The sequence below is a fragment of the Cuspidothrix issatschenkoi CHARLIE-1 genome (genome assembly GCF_002934005.1).
Classification (GTDB): domain Bacteria; phylum Cyanobacteriota; class Cyanobacteriia; order Cyanobacteriales; family Nostocaceae; genus Cuspidothrix; species Cuspidothrix issatschenkoi.
On the sequence record NZ_PGEM01000003.1, the window covers coordinates 42882 to 65244 of the forward strand.

The 22363-nt window shown below is 35.9% G+C and carries 18 protein-coding genes, 1 tRNA gene and 1 pseudogene; 8 read left to right on the forward strand and 12 right to left on the reverse strand.

The genetic code is table 11. The annotated features are described in order from the left end of the window. Positions 1-125 precede the first annotated feature (125 nt). The 6 genes and pseudogenes from CUN59_RS00335 to CUN59_RS00360 all read left to right on the forward strand — a co-directional run bounded on the left by CUN59_RS00335 (position 126) and on the right by CUN59_RS00360 (position 6600). Positions 126-2669, forward strand: coding sequence for a fimbria/pilus outer membrane usher protein (locus CUN59_RS00335; RefSeq protein WP_104385966.1), 2544 nt, complete (start codon positions 126-128; stop codon positions 2667-2669). Between the two features lie 298 nt (positions 2670-2967). Continuing rightward, positions 2968-3102 (forward strand): annotated as a pseudogene (locus tag CUN59_RS00340) (ABC transporter permease); the annotation flags it as partial. Between the two features lie 38 nt (positions 3103-3140). Next, positions 3141-3413 carry a hypothetical protein gene (locus tag CUN59_RS00345; protein WP_104385967.1) on the forward strand — a complete coding sequence of 91 codons (273 nt, stop codon included), beginning with the start codon at positions 3141-3143 and terminating at the stop codon, positions 3411-3413. 28 nt (positions 3414-3441) lie between these two features. Beyond that, the gene (locus CUN59_RS00350) at positions 3442-3867 is read left to right on the forward strand and encodes a hypothetical protein (RefSeq protein WP_104385968.1); all 426 of its coding nucleotides are present in this window, start codon (positions 3442-3444) and stop codon (positions 3865-3867) included. Between the two features lie 29 nt (positions 3868-3896). After that, on the forward strand, positions 3897-5183 hold the full coding sequence (locus tag CUN59_RS00355) for an FAD-binding oxidoreductase (protein WP_104385969.1): 1287 nt from the start codon (positions 3897-3899) through the stop codon (positions 5181-5183). Between the two features lie 64 nt (positions 5184-5247). Next, positions 5248-6600 carry a (Fe-S)-binding protein gene (locus CUN59_RS00360; protein ID WP_104385970.1) on the forward strand — a complete coding sequence of 451 codons (1353 nt, stop codon included), beginning with the start codon at positions 5248-5250 and terminating at the stop codon, positions 6598-6600. 329 nt (positions 6601-6929) lie between these two features. On the opposite strand, the gene CUN59_RS00365 is transcribed toward CUN59_RS00360, so the two are convergent. Next, positions 6930-7000, reverse strand: a tRNA-Gly gene (locus CUN59_RS00365). Between the two features lie 129 nt (positions 7001-7129). On the opposite strand from CUN59_RS00365, the gene CUN59_RS00370 reads away from it, so the two are divergent. Further along, positions 7130-8350 (forward strand): tyrosine-type recombinase/integrase, encoded by a 1221-nt coding sequence (locus CUN59_RS00370; RefSeq protein ID WP_104385971.1) that lies wholly within the window; start codon positions 7130-7132, stop codon positions 8348-8350. Positions 8351-8733: 383 nt separating this feature from the next. Here the strand turns inward: CUN59_RS00370 and CUN59_RS00375 are convergent, their stop codons facing one another. The 11 genes from CUN59_RS00375 to CUN59_RS00420 form a co-directional block, all read right to left on the reverse strand. Beyond that, positions 8734-9252, reverse strand: coding sequence for a hypothetical protein (locus tag CUN59_RS00375; protein WP_104385972.1), 519 nt, complete (start codon positions 9250-9252; stop codon positions 8734-8736). Positions 9253-9370: 118 nt separating this feature from the next. Next, complete coding sequence (locus CUN59_RS00380; RefSeq protein WP_104385973.1) at positions 9371-9694, reverse strand: hypothetical protein; 324 nt, start codon at positions 9692-9694, stop codon at positions 9371-9373. Positions 9695-9703: 9 nt separating this feature from the next. Then, positions 9704-9865, reverse strand: coding sequence for a hypothetical protein (locus tag CUN59_RS21220; protein ID WP_165790130.1), 162 nt, complete (start codon positions 9863-9865; stop codon positions 9704-9706). A gap of 832 nt (positions 9866-10697) precedes the next feature. Beyond that, the gene (locus CUN59_RS00385) at positions 10698-15101 is read right to left on the reverse strand and encodes a hypothetical protein (RefSeq protein WP_104385974.1); all 4404 of its coding nucleotides are present in this window, start codon (positions 15099-15101) and stop codon (positions 10698-10700) included. A gap of 274 nt (positions 15102-15375) precedes the next feature. Beyond that, on the reverse strand, positions 15376-15651 hold the full coding sequence (locus tag CUN59_RS00390; protein ID WP_104385975.1) for a helix-turn-helix domain-containing protein: 276 nt from the start codon (positions 15649-15651) through the stop codon (positions 15376-15378). Positions 15652-17219: 1568 nt separating this feature from the next. Continuing rightward, the gene (locus CUN59_RS00400; protein ID WP_104385977.1) at positions 17220-18902 is read right to left on the reverse strand and encodes a hypothetical protein; all 1683 of its coding nucleotides are present in this window, start codon (positions 18900-18902) and stop codon (positions 17220-17222) included. 215 nt (positions 18903-19117) lie between these two features. Further along, on the reverse strand, positions 19118-19684 hold the full coding sequence (locus CUN59_RS00405; protein WP_104385978.1) for a hypothetical protein: 567 nt from the start codon (positions 19682-19684) through the stop codon (positions 19118-19120). Between the two features lie 95 nt (positions 19685-19779). After that, positions 19780-20394 carry a hypothetical protein gene (locus CUN59_RS00410; RefSeq protein ID WP_133163983.1) on the reverse strand — a complete coding sequence of 205 codons (615 nt, stop codon included), beginning with the start codon at positions 20392-20394 and terminating at the stop codon, positions 19780-19782. A gap of 146 nt (positions 20395-20540) precedes the next feature. Then, positions 20541-20672, reverse strand: a complete 132-nt coding sequence (locus tag CUN59_RS22250; RefSeq protein WP_279327280.1) for a hypothetical protein — start codon at positions 20670-20672, stop codon at positions 20541-20543. An 83-nt stretch (positions 20673-20755) separates the two neighbouring features. Then, positions 20756-21343, reverse strand: a complete 588-nt coding sequence (locus tag CUN59_RS00415; RefSeq protein WP_104385980.1) for a hypothetical protein — start codon at positions 21341-21343, stop codon at positions 20756-20758. 38 nt (positions 21344-21381) lie between these two features. Beyond that, positions 21382-21741, reverse strand: a complete 360-nt coding sequence (locus CUN59_RS00420) for a hypothetical protein (RefSeq protein WP_104385981.1) — start codon at positions 21739-21741, stop codon at positions 21382-21384. Positions 21742-22096: 355 nt separating this feature from the next. Here CUN59_RS00420 and CUN59_RS00425 point away from each other — a divergent pair, with 355 nt between their 5' ends. Next, positions 22097-22300, forward strand: coding sequence for a helix-turn-helix domain-containing protein (locus CUN59_RS00425; RefSeq protein WP_104385982.1), 204 nt, complete (start codon positions 22097-22099; stop codon positions 22298-22300). Positions 22301-22363 lie beyond the last annotated feature (63 nt).

The following is a 22363-nucleotide window of genomic DNA, read 5'->3' on the forward strand; positions in this document are numbered from 1 at the left end:
TTGAAGAATTTAGCCCCCCTTTTTAAGGGGGGTTGGGGGGATCTCGACAAGATACTTCTCAGACATCCTCTTAGAACAATTTTGGGTAAGTGTCAATCATCTTCAAAAAGAGATTTCTGTCTTGAATGAAGCTAAGATTAAATCCGATTAAATTAAGATTATTTATCTTTTTTTCCTTCAGTTCTAGTTTATTTAATTCTACACCCAGTTTAGGACAAGATTCACCTTCTCCATCACCAAATATACCTCCCAAAAAGGAAAACCAAGACCCTAAATTTGAGGAAATTTTTAAGAAACCCCGTAACGAGAACCAGAGAGTCGTTGTACCATTTTTTATTGATGGACAACAAAGAGGACAGGTATTGCTGACCTTGGGAAATATTCCCGCAGTTCGGATTCAAGCAGCACCTTTGTTAGCAGAAACAGAAAAAGTTATTCGTCCAGATACCCAAGCAAAACTGACAAGTGCGGTTGATAATCAAGGTAATTTAAGCTTAGAAGTTTTGCTAGAAAATGGCTTACCAGCAACTTTTGATCGCTCTAAATTGGAATTACAAATTCAAGTTACACCTGCTCAACGCCGTACTAATGTAGCTCAGTTAAATACTGGTAGATTACCTCCTGATATTGAAAAAGCGGTGCTTCCCAGCACTTTTAGCGGCTATGTTAATTTTCGCGCTGATAAAGATTATATTTGGTCTGATTCAGGACAAAGAAATATAGGACTGCAACCTTTACGTTTGGCTGTAGATGGTACATTGAATTATCAAAACTGGGTGTTTGAGGGACGGGGCAATTTTACAGAAGGAAGAGAACCTGCTTTTACTAGGGGAGATTTGCGAGTAGTTAGGGATGCACCAGCACAAGCTTTGCGTTATGTAGTAGGGGATCTGGCTCTTCCCATTACAGGTTATCAAAATAGTCAGCCTCAACTGGGAATTTCTGTCGCTAAAAATTTTAGTTTACAACCTTATTTAGTCACTCGACCTATTAGCCAATTTGAGTTTTTCTTAGAAAAAGATTCATTAGTTGATGTATTAGTTAATGGTAGATTACAACAAACTTTACAGTTACGAGCAGGACGACAAGATATCCGCGATTTACCTTTGAATGGGGGTACTAATGATGTAGAGTTAGTGATTAAAGATGATGTGGGTCAGGTGCAAAGATTGAATTTTTATAAACCTGTAGCGGGGGATTTATTAGCACCTGGAGTAAAGCAATTTGCCTATAGTGTGGGTGTTCCATCTCTTGAAAGTAGGGGCGATCGCACTTATGATTTTACTCAACCGATTTTGACTTTATCCCATCGTTTAGGTATAACTAATCAGTTGACTTTAGGCAGTTATGTACAAGCAGATTTCTATCAAAAACTTGGCGGTTTAGAAGGAGTTTGGGCTACTAATTATGGTAATTTTGGCTGGGATATTGCTCTCAGTCATGATCAAAAATTAGGAATTGATTATGCTGGTAAGTTACGTTATGAATACTTACAAGTTGGGGCAAATAATCCATCTCAACGTTCCTTTCGATTAACTGTGGAATCTAAAGGACGAAATTTTGTGAGAGTGGGAGAAGCAAACCCACGTAATAATTTTTTATATGATATTACTGCTAATTATAGTCAAAAATTATTCTGGAATATGAGAGGAAATTTGAGTACCAGATATCAATTTGGGCGAGATATTCCTAATACTTATAGATTTTCTCTTGGTCTTTCTAGGAGTTTCCGCAACGGGTTAAATGTGAATCTCAATCTCAGTCAAAATCTTGATCGGACTGGTTTTGGAGAACAACGTGCTGACATTAGTTTTTCTTGGACTTTACCCCGAATACGTCAATCAATCCAAGCATCATCTAATATTAATAATAGGGGAGAACCTACCAATCGTCTTAACTGGAATTATAACCCCTTGCGAACTATCGGCACGCCAAAACCTTCCCTAAGTTTAACCCAAAATGATAAAAGTTATAATTTGAACGGGCGATTATCTTATACAGGTTATCGTTTTGTTTGGGATTTATCTCATAATACGGTTTTTCCTAGAAAAGGAAATAACACCATGGCCAATACAACTAAATTCAATGTTGGTACTGCTTTAGTATTTGCTGATGGTTATTTGGGGTGGTCACGTCCTCTTAATAATAGTTTTGCTTTAGTAATTCCCAAAAACAGTATTAAAGGTCAAGAAATTGGTATTAATCCTATTTCCGGTGGTTATACCGCCCGCATTGATAATTTAGGATTTGGTGTAGTGCCAAATTTAAGTCCTTATAATATTTCTAATCTCATAATTGATACAGTTAATTTACCTATAGGAATAGATGTAGGCGATCGCGTCATCAAAGTTTTGCCAAGTTATAACAGTGGTACATTAGTACAAGTGGGAACAGACGCTACCGTTTTCTTGCGAGGACAGTTATTAAATGCTAATGGTGAACCTATTTCTTTAGGATCAGGACAAATTGTTGCTGTGGGCGATCGTAATTGGCAACCAGTTACTATATTCACCAATCGCTCAGGTAAGTTTGCTACTTCGGGCTTAAAACCAGGACGCTATGAAATACGCTTATTTACTGACCCTCCAGCCATGATTCCCTTTGCAATTCCACCTGATGTCAAGGGCATATATGATATTGGTACAGTCAAAATTCCTTCCTTTTTTTAAGACAATGTTTTAGTATAGGTTCTTTAATTATCAGATGGGCGATCGCAATTCCTTTAGATATTCTCGTGGCTATAAAACAAACAATACCTTGTCCATTTTTTGTAGGTCGGGTTAAGCGACAGCGCAACCCGACGCATTTGTCAGGTTATGGCTTCACCACACTTCGTGAACCTACAAGCTGTTTTAGCCAGGACTTACGCAAAATAGAACGAAAGTAGGGGTAATACCCTTCGGGAAGCAAGCTACATGAATTACCCCTACAAAATAATCAGGGTTTAAGTTACATCTTGCGTAAGTCCTATTAGCTAAAGACCAATATTTAGTCATGGCAAGTTTAGTAATGAGTGGAGTATTATTAATTGTTGGTAATTTAATTGCCGACTTAATTTTAAAAGCAGCAGATCCCTGCATTAAGTTAGAAGATTTGAATTAGTCAGTTGTTAGTTGTCAATTACCAATTACCAATTACCAATGATTTATTATATAATTCGTTCCAGAACAGATGGTAAATATCTCACAGCCCGTGTTGATGATAATACATCAGGATATTTGTTATTATTTAAAGAAGATTTCGAGGCTTTGAGTTATCTTAATACCCATGCTGCTGATTTAGCAAGCCGTTTAACTGTCGAATCTCTTGCTAGTACACAAATAGGTGGTTTACTAAAACGTTGGGGTTTTGCTGGTGTGGGGATTGTTAATGATCCTTTATTGCCTGATATTGATTTTTTACAGCATATTTGAAGCAAAAACAGGGTGTAAAAATACGAACATGAAATTTGTAATTTATGCTACATTGCTAACTACCACTTTACTACTAATACCAATTAATCCTCATGTTGCATTAGCAGAAACTTGTGCTTCTAAATGTCTTCCTGCTCCACTTCATTTTACTCCAGGTCAATATATTCGTGTTCAAGTTGTAAATCACAGTTATGGTGAGGTGAAATTAGAACAGTTACCAGAATTGAGAAAAACGACTTTAAAACCGGGACAAAAATTCCAATTTGACTTGGAAGGAGGAAAATGGGGCGACTTTTCTCTCATGTTCTGGGATGATGGCGGTAGACATCTCAAAGCTGAGGTATTGAAACCGAATTTTGGGACTTTGGTTTTAGAAATTCGTCCTAACCGTCCTAATTATCAGGGGGATAGATCCCTTTATCTCCGCAGTGATGGACAGGTAGGTGTATTGTAGTTTGGGGAAAGGATATAAAAAATAGACCGATGAATCTAATAGCATCTACCTTAACTTCTATTCTCAGCAACGAAAACGCCGTTTTATCCTGGGAAAATCTCACACCCAACCAGCAACAAAAAATACAACAAGGAATAGATTCTCAAAGTCATCCCAGTTGTGTCGTTTATCCCCACAGTCAAGCAGAATTAGCTGCTGTGATAGCGATCGCCAACAAACATCAATGGCGCGTTCTGCCTTGCGGTAGAGGTAGTAAAATCAATTGGGGTGGTTTAGCTAAAAATATTGATATTGTCGTTAGTACAGAACACATTAACCAACTTATAGAACACGCTGTGGGTGATTTAACTGTCACTGTCGAAGCAGGGATGCAATTTGCCCATCTTCAGGGGATTTTAGCAAAATCTGGACAAACATTAGCCCTAGACCCCGCAGAACCCGAATCAGCTACCATTGGGGGTATCGTTGCTACTGCTGATACAGGTTCTCTGCGTCAACGTTATGGAGGTGTCCGTGATCAACTTTTAGGTATAACTTTTATCCGCGCAGATGGACAAATTGCTAAAGCTGGGGGAAGAGTCGTAAAAAATGTCGCCGGTTACGACTTAATGAAATTATTTACTGGTGCTTACGGTACATTAGGAATTATCACCCAAGTCACTTTTCGAGTTTATCCTATTCCCGACACTTCAGGAACAGTTATATTAACTGGGAAAGTAGAACTTATATCCCAAGCAGCAAGAATTTTACAAGGTTCGGAATTAACCCCAACTCAAGTAGATTTATTATCGAGTAAGTTAGTTACTAATTTAGATTTAGGTACAGGAATAGGATTAATTGCTCGTTTTCAAAGTGTTAGTGAAAGTGTAGAAGAACAATCAAAACGACTTTTAGCAATTGGTGAAAAATTGGGCTTACATGGAAGAATTTATGCAGCAAATCAAGAAGCTGATTTATGGCAACGATTACCAGAACAAATACATGATCCTGTAACAGAATCTACAATTACCTGCAAAATAGGAGTATTACCAACTCAGGCTGTGGAGATTTTAAATAACATAGAAATTGGTCTAATTCATCTTAGTAGCGGTTTGGGTCTGGTACGGTTGAAAAATCAAGAGCAGATTTTGCCTTTGCGAAATTTATGTACAGCAAATTCTGGTTTTTTAACTATTTTATCTGCATCTGTTGAGTTAAAGAAAAATATTGATGTTTGGGGGGATATTGGTAATAGTTTAGCCGTGATGCGGGGAATTAAGAAACAGTTTGATACTCAAAATATTTTAAGTCCTGGTCGGTTTGTTGGTGGGATTTAAGGTTTAAGAATAACGAACCGCAGAGGACGCAGAGGACACAGAGTTAAAGAGGGGAGAAATATAAATGCAAGTTTCAGAAAATTCGGTGAATAATAATACTGCTAGTATTAAGAATTTAAAGGGTTTTGATGGTAATCATCCACCTGATGCTAAGTTAATTGATAGTTGTGTTCATTGTGGTTTTTGTTTGTCTACTTGTCCTAGTTATCGGGTATTAGGAAAGGAGATGGATTCACCTAGAGGACGTATCTATTTAATGGATGCTATTAATGAGGGTGAAATTGCTTTAAATACGGCTACTGTTGAACATTTTGATTCTTGTTTGGGTTGTCTTGCTTGTGTTTCTACTTGTCCTTCTGGTGTGCAGTATGATAAGTTAATCTCGGCTACTAGACATCAAGTTGAAAGAAATTATAACCGCAGTTTACCTGATAAGTTAATCCGACAATTGATTTTTTCTCTGTTTCCTAATCCTGACCTTTTAAGAATTTTACTTTTCCCATTATTAGTTTATCAAAAATTAGGAATTTCTAAATTATTACAAGCAACTGGGTTAATTAAAGCTATATCTCCCCAGTTAGCAGCTATGGAATCTATTTTGCCAGAAATTACTCTCAAATCTTTTCAGGATAATTTACCTGATATTATCCCAGCCAAAGGTGAAAAAAGATATCGGGTTGGTGTAATTTTAGGATGTGTGCAAAGGCTGTTTTTCTCTGGTGTGAATGAAGCGACGGTGAGGGTTTTAACAGCGAATGGTTGTGAAGTGGTAATTCCTAAATCTCAAGGTTGTTGTGCTGCACTTCCTGAACACCAAGGACAAACTGAACAAGCGAAAACATTAGCAAGACAAATGATTGATAGTTTTGCTGATACTAATGTGGATTTTGTGATTATCAATGCTGCTGGTTGTGGTCATACTTTGAAAGAATATGGTCATATTTTAGAAGACGATCCAGAATATGCGGAAAAAGCAAAAATATTTGCTGCGAAAGTTAAAGATTCACAGGAGTTTTTAGCCAATGTGGGTTTAACTGCTAAACTTTCACCTTTGACTAACAAAAATATCAATTTAGTTTATCAAGATGCTTGTCATTTATTACATGGACAAAAAATTAGTGTCCAACCTCGTCAACTGTTAAAACAAATTCCCGGTGTGACTTTAAAAGAGCCTATAGATGCAGCTTTGTGTTGTGGGAGTGCGGGGGTTTATAATATGTTGCAACCGGAAATTGCGGAAGAATTAGGTAAACAAAAAGCCCAGAATTTATTAAATACTGGTGCTGATTTAATTGCTTCTCCTAACCCTGGTTGTAGTTTGCAGATTAGTAAATATTTACAGGGAAAAACTATTTCTGTCATGCACCCAATGGAATTATTAGATTATGCAATTCGGGGAGATAAATTGAAGATTTAGCGTAAGTATTCAGCTATAGCAATTGTTGACACCCAGATCCCCGACTTCTGGGGATAAATTTAAAATTTATGGATACAATAAATAAAAGAAGTCGGGGATCTTATCACCTGGGCTAAATAATCCAGGACTTACGCAAAATAGAACGAAAGTAGGGGTAATTCATGAATTACCCCTACAAAATAATCAGGGTTGCAGTTACATCTTGCGTAAGTCCTATAATCATAAAACGAAGACATATAGAACTTGTGTGTACACTGTAGCTTAACTGACTGGTGTAAAGTCAATGAAAGTAATCAATAAATTACTGATATTAAAAGTTTCCATTAAAAAGCGGGTGGCGGGAATCGAACCCGCATTAATAGCTTGGAAGGCTATAGTTTTACCACTAAACTACACCCGCGTATTTCCAGTTCAATCAAGATAACATTACTCTGTTATTAGATCGCGCGGAAAAATTGGGGCAAAATTGGGGTAATCCTGAAGGGCAAACCTAGATCCAAAAACCTCACAAAAAGAGGTTAATAGGATAATGCAAGGGCAAAGTAATATTGATGACCTACTAGATCAAGTTAGAAGAGCTAATGCCTCTCTAGAACTAATCAACATCGGGGTCAAACAAGATAAATCAGGTAAATACAGAATAAGAATCAGAGCCAGATCCAAAAATATCAGCTTTGAAAAATACACCTTCCCACTGTCTAAAGAGGGTCTTAAATCCACAATAAAGATTTGTAGCGATATTGAATATGACTACTTTAGAGGCTGCTTTGACGCATCACTCATTAAATACGGTTTAGCAAAACCTACAGACGCTAAATTAACAGAAGTGCGATCGCTTAAAACATCCGAACCTAACCTACTAGAAATATGGCAAAGCTACAAAGAACTTAAATCAGACACCCCAAACAGCACTAAGTCAATCTGGAAGAATATTGACAAATGGCTGTCAGACTGTCCTGACGATTGCCTGACTCTAACCAACGCCGATAAACTCCTAACCTGGTTAAGGTCTAAATACACAGATGGAAGTTTAGCCAGTGGCTTTAGACTACTAAAAGCCTCAGTTAACTTAGCTGTCAAACTTGGTAAAATCTCCACTAATCCCTATATACCGATCTATGAACTGTTAGACACCAAAAAGAAAAAACAGATCCGCGCCTTCACCAAAGCAGAAATTAAAATAATCATCCAAGCATTCAAAGATTCACGCTTTGATAGTTCTCACAGTGCCTATCCGAGTAGTTTCTATGCTGGTTTAGTAGAGTTCAGATTTCTAACAGGGTGTAGGCCATCTGAAGCGATCGCACTCACTTGGAACGATATTAAAGATGATGGTAATAAATGCCAAATAATTTTCAGCAAACGTTATACATCAGGGCAGCTATTAGAGGGAACAAAGAATGGAATTAACGCGAGGCTGTTCCCATGTAATAAACAACTAACCGAATTTATTAGATCACTTCCTAAAATACCTAACGAGAATAATTTAGTATTCCCTAGTTATGAAGGAGGGTATATTACCAGTGGGAATTTTTCAAACATCTGGCGGAAATATGTATCTAAACTCGTTAGCTTAGGATTAGTTAAAAACTACCTACCTTGGTACGATGAGCGACACACTTTTGCAACTCATATTGCTAGATCCGGTCACGATTTAAAAACCATATCATCAGTCGTTGGTAATAGTCCTAGAACTCTATCAGATAACTACCTCGCAACAAACAACGAAATAGAACTACCAGAAATTTAAAATCGTTTTGGTGAATAAGTGCCTCGCTCCGCTCGGCACGAAGAGGATCAGTGTGTGCTACGCTTCGCTACGCTACGCTACGCAAAAGACAACACCCAAACCCTGATCCACTGCAAAAGTAGATCAGGATTTTTTTATACATAAATTTTCTACGTACTGAATAAAAAACCCTTATACAAAGCCAGTTACCGGGATCACGATATCCACTAAATTATACATAAAATTTCTACGTACGTAGTAAAAGATCCTTATAAAAAGCCAGTTACGGGAATCGTCGCACCCACTAATTTATACATAAATTTTATCAGTGGTGAACGAAAAACCCATACTGCATAAGGTTTTGAGCCGTATTTAAGTTTTTTTTTGAGGAGCGAAATTTGAGATTACTCAACAGAAGCCACGACGGTATAACCAGCATTTTGTAATAACTGAACAGCCTTGTTCACGTCCAATAAATGAAACATTCCAAATAAATGTTGCAACCGATAATGTGTATTGAGAGCCGTACTAATACAACTAATATTTTTATAATTTGGTTCTGACTTGCTAATTTCCAAGTGCATAAGGTCAGATAATCTTTGAGCGATCGCACCATTGACCAAACATCCCTCTAAAGCTTTCCTAGTAGCAAAATCAACCCACCCAGAATCAAAATCAATTCCCTCAAGTTCTGTCTTAACCTGATTTTCTGTTAGAATCTGAACTTGTTTAATATCTTGTTTAACCCTTTTAACTTCTTCTTCTTCTTCCTTTTTAGAATCTAAACCATACTCCTTTTCATAAGAAGCAAACCAATTATACAGCGTCCGTCGCGGAGTAGCTGTAAGCTTCTCAACATCACCAACAGCAAGACCTTTTTTAAACAGTTGCCATGCTTCAGCCTTAGATATTTTCTTAGCCATACATTTAAGCTTATTTATATTCTGTATGATTCAATTATATGGCACACTTGGCACAAATGGCACAAAAGCAAGCATAAAAAAACCAGCCCCTTAATAGCTGGTTAGTTAATCCCACTTGTTAATTGCATCGAGGTAGTCGGAAAGTTATGGAATGGTGAACCGGATCACTGGGTAATGTTCTTGCAGTTTTCGGATTACCATTAGATGTTATTGATTTAGGAATTGGTATTTGTTCACTTACTGAATCTATCAAGGGATCTCTATCCTCTAGTGGTAACTCTTCAGGACGGATACTCTTAAACATCTCTTGCAGCATCACTTTTGATTCATTGGTATCATGGGCTAAATCCCATTCTTGTTGTTGAAAATTTCTTCCAGTTCCAAAGATACTTAATAGAAAAAACCGCCCGGACTCTCTTCTTTTGATTTCATAAGTTCTCATATTTAATACCTAAACTAAATTTTCCAATTCCCTAGCCAGACGCAGCCATGTTTCCGCAGTTAAATATTTTTCACCTTTCAAGTTTGCCATAGCCAAAGATCGGCAGAAATTAACCAACACCTGAATAGCTGAATCCATTTCTTCAGATTCATCATCTTTTACATACAACATAATTTGACCTCCTTAAACACATTATAGCATATATAATCAGGATATTGCAAATATAAATAAATCTGAGCGCAAATAGCAACTACTGAGAAAAAATAAACATAAAAAACCTAAGCACTGAGAGCCAAACCCGTATAAACACGCCGCCCTTCTGCTCTGATGTCCGGCGTTTTTATACATCGTCCATATAAACAACTTGAGGTCAGGATTAAAAAACTAGATTTTCGGCGCGGAGGGTTAGCTAGGAGGTATCCGAGGGAGGGAAGTAACTATTCTGCCTTTCCGTCCCCTTCCTATTTATTTATTTACTTAGTATAAATTAGTATATCCGTAGTGACAAATTCCTATATATATTATTTATATAGAAATTTGTCACTAAAAAAAAATTATAGAAACAGTCAGAACAACAACTTTGAACAACTACTTTGAACAACCCCTTTAAAAGACCTCGCGCCAAAAATCCCTCTATATCCCTTAAAATTAACCATTAGCACTCCTAAAAATAGCCTTAGCTGTATTTTATCCTTAGCAAAAATTAACCCACCTTAAAACCGATTTTAAAAAAACATTTCCCTAAAAACCTTATTCTATAAGAGTTTTACAGCACAAAACCCCAAAAACCTTGTATAGTAAAACTTTCAGAAACTTTTATTATTAAAATCAACAAACACTTAGTAAACATTTATACTTTAAAAATTTGTCACTTTTTAAGTAGTTGCTTAATTTGTCACTACTTAGATAAACATTTATACCTTAAAAATTTGTCACTACAGATAAAAAAAACCCTTACCAGTTGGTAAAGGCTGTATGTAATCAAACTAAGAGAAAAAATTAGTTAAACAACAATTATCTCAAGCTGCCGTCCAGAAACATCCTTAAAAGTTTTGAGATATTGATCCGGAATTAATTCAGCAGAACCAATATCAATCAGATCAAACAGATTCAACTCATTCTTAACATTCTGGTTTATCTTTCCAAGCCCAGCCCGAATATGCTTAAAATCTTGAGTTACAGGTTCAGCAGAATCAATACACAACTCCAAAACAATCTCATTCAGACATAAAGCATTAGATAAGTATTTAGCCTTAAAATGCTGATTGTATGCCCGTAAATCTCCATTAAGTAGTTTAACGAAATAACTTCTCTTCTTATTAATTCTCCCACTAGCTTCAATCTCAATAGAGAACTTTTTAAAGACTTGCTTCAGCGTAGCCACTTTATAAGATCCATGCTTAAACCCTAAAATATTTTTCGACTCTTGAGTGCTTAACTTAGGGAAAATCTCAGTCAGAACATCACAGTCCAAATCAATTTCACAAAATAAATCATCCGAGTCATCCAAAAGTTTAACAGGATCATGAACCAGAATTGAAAAATTAGGATAGTCAGGATTATATGATCTAAGCACAACCTCATTAATTACCCTCAAAAAGCCAACAGACTTTAAAAAATGAATCATAGAAAGCTTAGACTTAAACACCCTATCATATCCAGTTTCCTTCCCATCCTTACTAATAAACCTCTCATAATTCATAGACTCAGACAACCTCAAAAAATCAGGGTGAAGAGCAAATAAAATCATCTCAAGTCCTCGAAAATAACCATCCTTATATTGTCTAAACGATTTAGCAGTACAAGGAATTACCCCACCCGTAGCACGATCAAACTCATATCTCTCAATCTCATACTTTTGAGATTGCGATAACTTATGATTAGCACGCTCTAACGCCCTCAACTCCTTATATCTTGACTCTTCCGGCTTCTTAGTCGCCGCAGCTTGTTCATCCCCAGCATCTAAATTAGCTTGCTTGATTTCTTTCAAAAGCAGCCTATCAGCCCTCAAATCCTGCGACAATTGATCCGGTTCATAATAATAATCAAAAAATCCCAACTCTTTATTTTTGATTGCGTGTTCCTCCAAATGAAACTTACTATCTATTAAACAATAACCATCAGCCTTCAACAAAGTGAAAACAATATTATCAAAATTGCTTGCACATCTATTTCTAAAAGCTTGATCACAGTAGTAAAACCCTAAATTGCTGTATTCCCTATTAACCGACCTAACCAGACTACCACCATAAGATTCATAAGCAGAATCAGAATATTCAATCATCGCCCTTAGATTCTTCTCAACATCATCAGCACAATAGCCAGAAATTCTCGATCCACCCAAACCAGGATTAGACGTAAACGTAATATGGCGTTCCATCTTTCCAGAACCCCTATAACTATCTCGCAGCCTCTTAAATGTTTGAGTCGCTTCATCAGGTAAACCAACCTTAGTACAAATCAAAAAATAGAACCTAAAAGGATGATTAGAAAAATCAACACCAGTTTGAAAAATAGGTTCTTGGATCACCACCCAATTATTTTCCTTCGCCTTACGATAAAACTCCTCCTTATACCCTGATTCATTGCATTTAAAAGCAGGGTGAGTCTCATCATTAATAGTAAACTTCGTAACAAGCATTATGCGATCGCTCAAAACACCCTTAGCAATCAAATCATCAGCCAAATTTTTAGCATTATGCGTACTCGTAACCTCCGCCCCTTGAGTTGCCAACCAGATCGGCGCAATATTTAAAGAAGCAAGAAAAGCCACATTATTAATCATTTCAAGCTTATTCTGCCAAACAACAACCTCCTTACCCACAGAAGGTTTATAGATATTTTTCACCTTCAGAACATTACCAGGCTTGGCATTAATCAAAGCCTCTTCACAATGACGAGTAACATTCGCCGACATCCCAATTACAAGAGAAGTTTCTAAAAGATAGTGAAAAATATCAATCTTCTCATTTCGGTTGACCGCCACCGTTGTACTACTATTAAACAAATGAGAATAACCAGAACTGCACTCATCCAAAACAATCACCCTATCTTTTTCAGGAACATTGTACTCCTCACAATAATCAATGATTGCGTCCAGCCGATCAAAGCAACAAACCATTCCCTTCTTAGACCGACCATGACGATAACCAACACTATATTTTTGAGCATTAATCTCATCCCTAGTAGGGATGTCGAACCTATCAGCTTGATCAGACTGTAACGACTTCCTCGCAACAATTGAAAAAGTATGTTTTCCCTCACCATCCAGAAAATCTATAACATCCTTAATTTGCTCAGTCTTACCCGTCCCCATAAGAGACTGAAACAAAAACAAACCATTAAAACCCCTTGATTTTATAAGATTAAGAAAAAACCCAGGCTCAATAAACCCATGAGAATTAAACTCAACATCAGGATTAGACAAATTCATATCATTAATTAAAATTAGATAACTCGAAAACTCATAATCAACATCATCCTCAACAACCTTAACAGCACATTCCTTCTGAGCAGAAAACCCTAAACCAAGCAAAGCTTTATTAGTTAGCGGATCACTTCCAAGGTGAATAAAAATTTCCCTCTTATCCTTAAAGTACGGTAACAATTCATTCCGTAACAGATCACAATCTGCAAAATAACCATTCCCTGATATTTTCGCCTTTTTAACCTTTGCCAAAACCTCAAAAGTCGTAAACAAACCATGACTAAAACCACTAAAACCCGAAATAATGTGAATTGGAATATAACTCAACTCCTTCAATCTTTCCGTACTCACATCCTGATTAGCAACCGTAATCTTTAGTAATTTAGAAGTAGAAATATTATTAACTTCTCCCTTTACTTGTTTACTCCATCCAGGTACAACAACAGAACTATTACTATTAGATTCTGGTTTAGATTCTGGTTTGACATCTGGTTTTGCTTCCAAAGGATTAGCTATTTTCGCCCTCTTACAATACAGAGCTATTTTCTTATTCAATTCCTGGATCGCAATGATTTCCCTCGCATCCTTACTATCAAGATCAAAGCAATTTAATTGCTTTTTATCTAACATCCCAAAAGCAGATTTCCGGCTTTCGTGATTGTTTTCCAACTTGCTATTATCAGCCCAAAGCGACAAACAATCTTCAGGAGTATTCAAAGTAACCAGCCCCAAACCCAACAAATAATTGTAAGTTTTTGGCAAAATATAACAAAGCTGTTTATAAGCCTGTCTTCTTTGAGTCGGGATTGAACCAGACTCAATCAAACCTCTAGCAGACTTACTAATAAAATCCAATAAATTCCAACTAGTTACAGTTGCACCGTGCCTTAACTCTTCAATTTCCTTTCTTGTTCCAATAGATCCTACGGAATTATTACCAGAAGCCTTAACATGAACCACCTTTTCAGCAGAAAAACTATCTAACAATTTCTTAGCTTCTGCAATTTCATTTTGATCATACGGATGGAACTTATCACGCCACTCATCCAAAAGCCTTTCTTCCGGTCTATACGATTCTTCAGGTGATAGTTTAATCGGCGTTGTGCCATTTAAAATCGGGAATCCGTCACAATCAACAGCATCCTTACTAAAATCAATGTTCCACTTACCTAACGGATTCTCAAACAACGAATTAAAATCATCCGGTGAGAAAATGTTATCTAAACTGAAACATTTGAAACTACCATAATAAAAATTACCATCCTTAGCGGGCTTCTCCTTCTTCCCACCAACTCTAAAGGATCTGGTAAGCATTCCCGCTAAACTACTTTCGTTACCCTCGCAACCATCAAAACCTAACTTCCTTAATAACTGCATCCAAATAAACCAGCCTATTTCCGCCGGAACAGGTTCCGCAAAAACCCAAGCAAAATGGACAGACTTCCCACCAGTAATATAATAGTAAGTTGGATCGGGAATATTATTTGCTAGACAAACAGCCTTAACAAAAGAAATTTGCTCCTCCAAACTTCCAATATGATCCGCCTCGACAGCAATCATCTGAATAGTTTTAGCCCCATGAACAGCCTTAGATCCACAATCAATACCATTAGCTATTAGATAAATTGATGTAGATTTCGCTATTTCATACAGACCATAAAGCCCATGTTTAAATCCATTGTAGATTATTAACTTGGATACCCGTCCACCACTGCCATCTAACAAAAAATTACCGTCATTAGCCTTTCTGTAAAGATCATCTTCAGAATATTGATTGAGGTAGGATTTTCTAGACTCTTCTGAAACATTCCGCCCAAAAATTATAATATTCCTCTTTGCATCGCACCCTGGAATACTCTCTCTTCCAGGAAAAATATGATTTTCAGGATCATCCCCAGACACTAATAGCGAAGCAAGATCCCTTAAATTCCCACAAAAATCATCAAAGGATTGCAAAGCCGTAGAACGAACTATTGTCATAATAAATCAACCTCAAACGATAAATTAACTTCATAAAAACACCTCGAACAGTTTCACCTTTGTACTTTAACTATAACATCAAAAATATTCGATTTCTGACCTATTGAAAAATAGCTTATATTAATCTTTCTAATATATCTACCTTTCAAAAATAACCCCTTTCTATATACCCTAATATAGAAAAAAGCACCAATACTTAAAAACAAAAAAACCTAATGTATCAAACAACATTAGGTAGTAAAACAAAATAAAACAAAATATTATTTTTTAGTAATTAATCTGAATCATCAACTAACATTAATAATTCTCCAGGCTGAACCAAATAAAATTCACAAATCTTTTTTAATGTGCGTTCAGACGGGATCTTAGCTTCCTCATTGCACAGATAATAAATAGTATTCAATGAAATTTTAGTATCTTTACTTACTCGGTACGCTGTGAACTGTTCAAACCCAGCATCAGATCCGAATTTTCTCAAATGTTCAGCCAACCGTCGTTCATTCGTAGTTTCAATAAATTTTTTTAAAGTATTAACCAGCTTCTTCTTCATAGTAGTTACTCCAGTTTTATTTTTATTCTAACTTACTATACTTAATATTCTGAATATAGTCAATTGCTAAAAACTATATATATCAATAGATAGAACAACACATACCCCAAAAATTATGATATAATACAGAAATACTACAGTTAAAAAAGAGAGTAATCATGTATACCGACGTAAGATCACAATCATTCTTTAACAGAATCTCAAACCTAGTTCTAAAATTCTATGATCATGGTGAGTATGTCAGGGTTTGCAGCCTCGAAGGAATAGAAGACAACTTACCAATAGTAAGCCGTTATGAGTTGGACAACGGACTAAAACGTTTAACCAAAGATTACGGATTTATTCATATTCAGGAGGAGCATTATTATCTGAACATAAATCTAGTTAAATCCATCAGAAGAGGTACTAACATAGATGGTAAACCAGTCTGTTATGCCCAGCCAAGATTTTATGTGAAAGGAGTCAAACTAGAAGAACTAGAACTACCGATCAAGTATTTCCCTCTGATACAGAAAGCATTACACATAAAGAGGTGACAGCAACTAAACCAATAAATAAAAAATTATAAAAATAAAGGTAAAATATAAAACGCCCTCGCTCGAAAACAGCAAAGGGCGTTTTTGTTTAATATAGTTATCTGTTCCACATTATAAATCAAAATTTACTGTATTTTTCCAAAAATCAAAAAATCTATAAAAGTAAAAAACTATACCGACCCCTCGGTGAACTTTTAAGTTTTAAGTAGTTTTTTATTCTCAGTATAGCGGTGAACCTTTATGTCTTTTAGTGCTTTAAACTACTAAGTAATTTATGTAATTGACTCTGAAATACTTAGTTTATAAAGGTTTTTTAAACATAATTATTTTTTAAAGATACTGATTATACACGTAGATTAATAATTTTAATCTAGTTTTATACTGAGTATTAAAAAATTTAAGTAATTAAAACTTAGCCCTAAAATCGTCTTTAAGGCTGGTTGAGTGTAGGTTAAGAGTATTTGTATTATCAGTGTGGCTAAAAACTACCCTGAAAGGATTTTTAGCGCGGAGGGAAGGAACGATTCAAACCTCTGGATTCCCCTATCTAATTTAGTAAATAGTTAAAATCCTTATTTTTTCTAAATTAAAAAACTAATTAATATTATATTATGGGAAAAGTTCACCGAAGTATCAATAATTATACTTATACTTAGATTAATTAGGAAAGACAGAAAGGCAGTATCGTTACTTCCCTCCACTGGACACCTCCGCGCCAAAAATCAACTAACAGATTAAAAAATAGCTGACCTGTTTTGCACCATACTAATTAATCTAATTAGTATATTCTGCATAAGCATAAATACTTAAAATCCTATTCTGCACCATACTATTAAATATATTCTTCCAGTTCACACCCAAACAGAAATTAAATTTTAAAGATAAACAAAAACGGCATCCCTTATATAGTAAAGTTTTCAGCCCTTGAATCTTTTTATATTCTGATGAGAATATAAAACTAAATAAAAAAAAATCCCCTAGTTAAACAACTAGGGACGATCACCATAAGGAAATGCTTAATTTAATTCTAATTTAATTTTGGTTAAGTTTTAAAACATTCCCGTTCCATTCGCCATAACCACAATTACCAAGTTCAGCTAACCAAGACTTTAATTGATCTGACGTGAAACGTTTACCGTCAACTTTAAAATTAGGCTGAATGTAAGCAGCCGTAACAGTAGTTTTCTCAGTCCTTACCAGATAATCATAAAGTAGTTTAGCTTCAGGTGACAAAGCTGGTTTAGAGTTATACAATTTCTCTAACTGTTCCACAACAACATCATTATTATTAGATGTTGATTCAGGTGTGCGATCGCTCTCAACCGCAAAATTCCTAATTTTCTCTGTTAATTTCGGTAACTGAACAGATACCCACTGACTAGAGTTCTCTATCTTGATCAAACCTTTACCACTAGAAACAGGCTGCTTTGTTCTCGGATCTGTTGATGCCAAAGGTTGCAGTTGTTGGCTTCGATCTATTAACTTCGCCATACCAGAAATACCACCTAAGCAAGCTTGAGTATTATTGTGAGCAACAAAAATACAAGGCATTTCCTGTTTACGAGATAACGTGAGAGCCACTTTAAAGAACTTAGCTAATAAATCCTTATCCTGAATAAAATCAGCATAGGTACTAACCTCCTCACACAAAATACTAATAGCTTTACCCTCACGCCACAAATTAGATCGCCATTCCTCCTCCGAGATATTAGATTTTCCAAAAGATTCGTAACGAGTCATAACCTCAGTAACGTATTCCTTCATGAATTTTTCGATAGCTTCATAAGTGTTATACAAAGTTACACCCTGCCATTCATAACTATTACTATTCGGGTCAAGAACTACTAATTGATACCCCATAGCAGCCTTTTCCTTTAACAAAAAACGAGCGATCCAACTTTTACCGCTACCCTGATTTCCCCAAAGTAAACAAGTCGTACTTAAAAAGTTTTTAACCCACTCTAACCCCTCACACTCTAAATCTAAGGATGTGTGAATCTTCATGTCGTTTTCGGCACTCAGTGGTAATTGTTGTGGAACAGAGTTAAACTTATCAAAACTTTTCCCACCATCAAGCAAATAACCAAACTCATGATAATCTTGCTCCGACATAGACATCAAAAGTAAGTTAACCTGAACAGGACTAATATTTCGTAATAACTCGATCTTAGCTTCAGCACTTTTAATATGCTTAATATGCTTCAGTAACTCACTAGCAGAATAGTCTATCAAATCTTTAGCTAGGGTCAATTGTGCATTAGCTCTGTGTTGTTCAAGTAAAACAGTAGCTCGGTAATGTGGACGAAGTAAATTTAACTTATCTCTAAGCTTACCAGCCATAAACATAGTTCCCACACCTGCCAAAACAGCCCCTAACCCTAACTCATTTTTGATCGGATTATCAGCCGGAATATGCCGGATCGTTGTTAAATTGTCAGAACTTAAAAACGCAAAACTATTATAATTAGGATTCGCCGATTTATACTGATTAGCTAAAAAATAAGGTTCGGGAATCGTGGAAATTTTAGTAATACTGCAAGTATTACCTTTTGGCACAAAACAAATATCTCTCTTTCTAATACCATCACCAAGAGAAGAAAATAAACTAAGAGATAATGCGATCGCACCAACACCAAAAGCCCATAACTCTAAATTAGATTTGCTATAGCTGCTTTGATCCGGTGTTTGAAGTTGTGGAACAGTAGGGTAATTCATGTTAGTTAATGACCTTTTAATTTGATTGGATGCCTCGAAAGCCTTACAGTATATGGATTTTAAGAATTTTAAGTAAGACTAATGGATGTCTTACAAAAAGGCTGGCCGCCCCAGCCTTATTTTTAAGCTCAAAGCTTTACTGGTTAAGGGCTTGAGCCTGGCCGATTCAACTTCTTACATTCATGTTTGCCCCAGCCTCTTTACCCTGGACAATTCTAATTTTTTCGTTTAACAACCGCCGCAATAACAACCAATAAAAATAATATTCCTGGTAACATCAGATCCAACTTTTGAGGTTCAGGTAAATTTCTATACAGCCTTTCCTGTTTAACAACAACCTCAAAACTTTTACTAGCTATATCATCCATAGCTTTTGCATCTAATATTAATTTAGTAGCGTTACCTGCCAGTGCCGTTGATCTTAAAATCTGTCCTGGTAGTTTAGTTTTATCTTCTAGACTGACACCATCATTAAAATTAAAATTAGTTAAGGTTGTGACAACAGATCCGAAAACAGGAAATAACGCAGTACAAACAGGGTATAGTCCGACAGAGCCAATGGACAATAAAAACTGAGTAGATACTATTTGTATACCTACCAGTACAGAAGTTTGTCCAGAACAATGTAACAATTCGATCTGGTAATCTTTGAACTTAATACCAGACTCAATCTGTTGATGATCATATTCTTCAGGAATTAAATTACTAGAATCTAATTCCGCCTCTAAAACAATATTTTTATTAGCAGTAAGTTGACTATTTTGGGTTTTCTGTGTTAACATAAAAGCACCTCAAAGAATTAATTTTTATAACAACACCAAGTTTCACTTAAATTCTTCAATCCTCTACTCGGCGCGTGAGTAGAGGATTTTTTTTATTAATCAAACAGCCTCCGCACCAAACCGAATAGTCCAGATCCTAAATTTTGAACCGTACCTTTAACAGCAGACAACCTATGGGAAGCTTGAACCGCTAAGGGTTTAGAACCGAGGCTATGGCTAACATTTGTATTTAACTGATGTTGTTTAGCAGAATAGTCTAAACCGATTAACTGAATATTGGTTTTATGTTCCACATCTAGTAAATTAATTTTTCTTTGATGTCTAACGTCAGCCTCTATCAGTTCATAGTCACTACGGATCAAACTTTGTTCTAGTCCGTGAGACAATTCCCGATCTGCTAATCGGGTTTGACTCCAATCCTTAGCTATATTTTGAATCTGAGAATTGGTATGATTAATAAATTCTGATTCATGATTAACAACATTCCCCATACTGGTTATACCCTCTTTAAGATTAGAAAAAACTTGATCCGCATTAGCCTCTCTAGTAGCCTGTTTACTTTTAAAATCAGCGATCGCACAAATAGCAGACTCATCACCATCTAACGCAGCATTAACAATATCTTGATTAATGTCCGCTAAGTTTTCCAAAGCCATGTAGACACTAGGAGCATCCAGTTTCAGGTTAAACACAATCTTCTTATTTTTCACTAGCAGACCTCGTTAATCTATCAACATCATTCTGGTAGTTCACCTGGTAAGATTTCGTAATGTAAGAACCAACGAATAGCGGAAAAACAACCAAAATAAAAATCAAAGAAGGATAGATCAAAACAGCCTTATATTGTTTTGAAGAATTACGCATTTTTCGCCACCCCATAAAAACCTAAAGCCAACAAACCAGCACCTAAAGGATTAATCACAGCAGCCGCCCCAAAGAGTAATGACAGCGACACAATACCCGAATAAAAACAAATCTCAGTAATCACTTTTTTAGACCTCTCTTGATTAATAAAATACAAAGATCCTAGATAGCGGGAATCAGATACCGCTATCTTTGACGCTAGATTATTTACTTCTTCAGTAAAGAAAATATCGCGCTTGCCGTTGACTTGGCTTTTTGAGTAGCGACAGACTTTTTTTCACCTTGAGGGTTAATACCGTTAGATGCTAGAAAGTCTTTAGCGTCCACACCCATAATTAACTGAGCCGCTTCAGAAGCTTGACTAGCAAAATCATCAAGATAATTCTCTAACCCGTGTCTAACAGATTCAGAATGAATAGTTACGAAGTCGTTAACTACTTTCTGACTGGAAACATAAGCCAAAGCATTAGATATTTCACTAATAGACAGATGGTAACTACCATAAAAATCGGTAAGACTGTTTACAACACCTGAATAAATTTGTTGTTTCACTTCTGTAGGAAGTTCAGAATTAGATTGAATAATCGCTTCTGATTCTTGTCTATTCCCTGACAACTGCTTAACCCCACTCACAGCAGCCAACTTTAAAGATTCTGCAATGATTTCATACTCTACCAATGGGATCTCTCTAATACTGTCGTAGTCGTTTGGATAACGTTCAGCCAAACTAAATCTGATGATATCCTCATCAATATTTAGCTGTTTTGCGATTTCCTTAATAGTGATGTTACTCATGACTTTTATTCCTTATGATGTGTGTAACTTTTATGTAACTACTTCCAGACGTTCTTAGCAGCCGATTTGAAAGTATAAATACTAAAATCATCGGGATTATTTTGGACGTACATTTTTACCCTTTCCTCAGTTCCATACAACTTAAACAACCGACCGATCAAACTCATAACCCAAGCTTGAAAAGGTGATAAAGGTGCAGTTTTATCAATCCCACCATCTGCTTTTTTAGGGTAAGCTTCCTTAAATCCAGGCACTCTAAAATAAGCCAACCGATGCCACTGCCAAACAGTTGATCGTGCTACTCCAAAATGTTCAGCCAAATGGCTTTTATTGATCGGTAAATCAGTAAAAAACCCTGGACTGTCCACTGCTAGACCTGATTTCTTAGTTTTTGCCATATAACAAGCCTACATACATCAATCATTTAAAATCATCAATCAATCAAAATCATCACTTAAATAGTTGTTTTTAAGAATCAAAAACCGTGAGAACGACTGCTATACAAGGCTTACGCATTACTTGATTCTTGATTTCTTAGTTACTGATTCATCCTTTATAAATAATCTCTGAATCATCTATCTAAGTTCGATATACACATTATAACATACTTTTGTAGGATATGTAATAAATGTAGTATTTTTATTAATTAAACTTTCTGATATGTACCACTAGAAAAACGCGAAAAACCATAAAATTTATTTATGATAGAAAATATCAGATATACTGTTTATAAAAAGGATATTAAGAAAAAGCATGATAGAAGTTAGACTAAAAGAAGTTAGACAAAGTAAAGGTTTTAGCCAAAACCAGTTAGCTGAAGCAATCGGGCATACCCTCCACAGCATTAAAAGAATAGAACATGGCAGATTTAAAAGTATTCCCATAGAAACCTTAGATAAACTCTGTAAATCCTTAGATTGTCAGGTTAACGATATTCTGGTATATATTCCCGATTGAGGATAGTCGTAAACCTAAATACTGAGGATTTAACCATTGTCTAGTTAGACAGTGGTTTTTTAT

What these genes read in the sequence shown, in the direction of transcription:
- CUN59_RS00390 (WP_104385975.1), bottom strand. Translation starts at nt 15,651, where the DNA reads ATGAAGAAGAAGCTGGTTAATACTTTAAAAAAATTTATTGAAACTACG.
- CUN59_RS00350 (WP_104385968.1), top strand. Translation starts at nt 3,442, where the DNA reads ATGAAATTTGTAATTTATGCTACATTGCTAACTACCACTTTACTACTA.
- CUN59_RS00360 (WP_104385970.1), top strand. Translation starts at nt 5,248, where the DNA reads ATGCAAGTTTCAGAAAATTCGGTGAATAATAATACTGCTAGTATTAAG.
- CUN59_RS00345 (WP_104385967.1), top strand. Translation starts at nt 3,141, where the DNA reads ATGATTTATTATATAATTCGTTCCAGAACAGATGGTAAATATCTCACA.
- CUN59_RS00425 (WP_104385982.1), top strand. Translation starts at nt 22,097, where the DNA reads ATGATAGAAGTTAGACTAAAAGAAGTTAGACAAAGTAAAGGTTTTAGC.
- CUN59_RS00385 (WP_104385974.1), bottom strand. Translation starts at nt 15,101, where the DNA reads ATGACAATAGTTCGTTCTACGGCTTTGCAATCCTTTGATGATTTTTGT.
- CUN59_RS00355 (WP_104385969.1), top strand. Translation starts at nt 3,897, where the DNA reads ATGAATCTAATAGCATCTACCTTAACTTCTATTCTCAGCAACGAAAAC.
- CUN59_RS00380 (WP_104385973.1), bottom strand. Translation starts at nt 9,694, where the DNA reads ATGAGAACTTATGAAATCAAAAGAAGAGAGTCCGGGCGGTTTTTTCTA.
- CUN59_RS00420 (WP_104385981.1), bottom strand. Translation starts at nt 21,741, where the DNA reads ATGGCAAAAACTAAGAAATCAGGTCTAGCAGTGGACAGTCCAGGGTTT.
- CUN59_RS00405 (WP_104385978.1), bottom strand. Translation starts at nt 19,684, where the DNA reads ATGTTAACACAGAAAACCCAAAATAGTCAACTTACTGCTAATAAAAAT.
- CUN59_RS00375 (WP_104385972.1), bottom strand. Translation starts at nt 9,252, where the DNA reads ATGGCTAAGAAAATATCTAAGGCTGAAGCATGGCAACTGTTTAAAAAA.
- CUN59_RS00415 (WP_104385980.1), bottom strand. Translation starts at nt 21,343, where the DNA reads ATGAGTAACATCACTATTAAGGAAATCGCAAAACAGCTAAATATTGAT.
- CUN59_RS21220 (WP_165790130.1), bottom strand. Translation starts at nt 9,865, where the DNA reads ATGTTGTATGTAAAAGATGATGAATCTGAAGAAATGGATTCAGCTATT.
- CUN59_RS00335 (WP_104385966.1), top strand. Translation starts at nt 126, where the DNA reads ATGAAGCTAAGATTAAATCCGATTAAATTAAGATTATTTATCTTTTTT.
- CUN59_RS00370 (WP_104385971.1), top strand. Translation starts at nt 7,130, where the DNA reads ATGCAAGGGCAAAGTAATATTGATGACCTACTAGATCAAGTTAGAAGA.
- CUN59_RS00400 (WP_104385977.1), bottom strand. Translation starts at nt 18,902, where the DNA reads ATGAATTACCCTACTGTTCCACAACTTCAAACACCGGATCAAAGCAGC.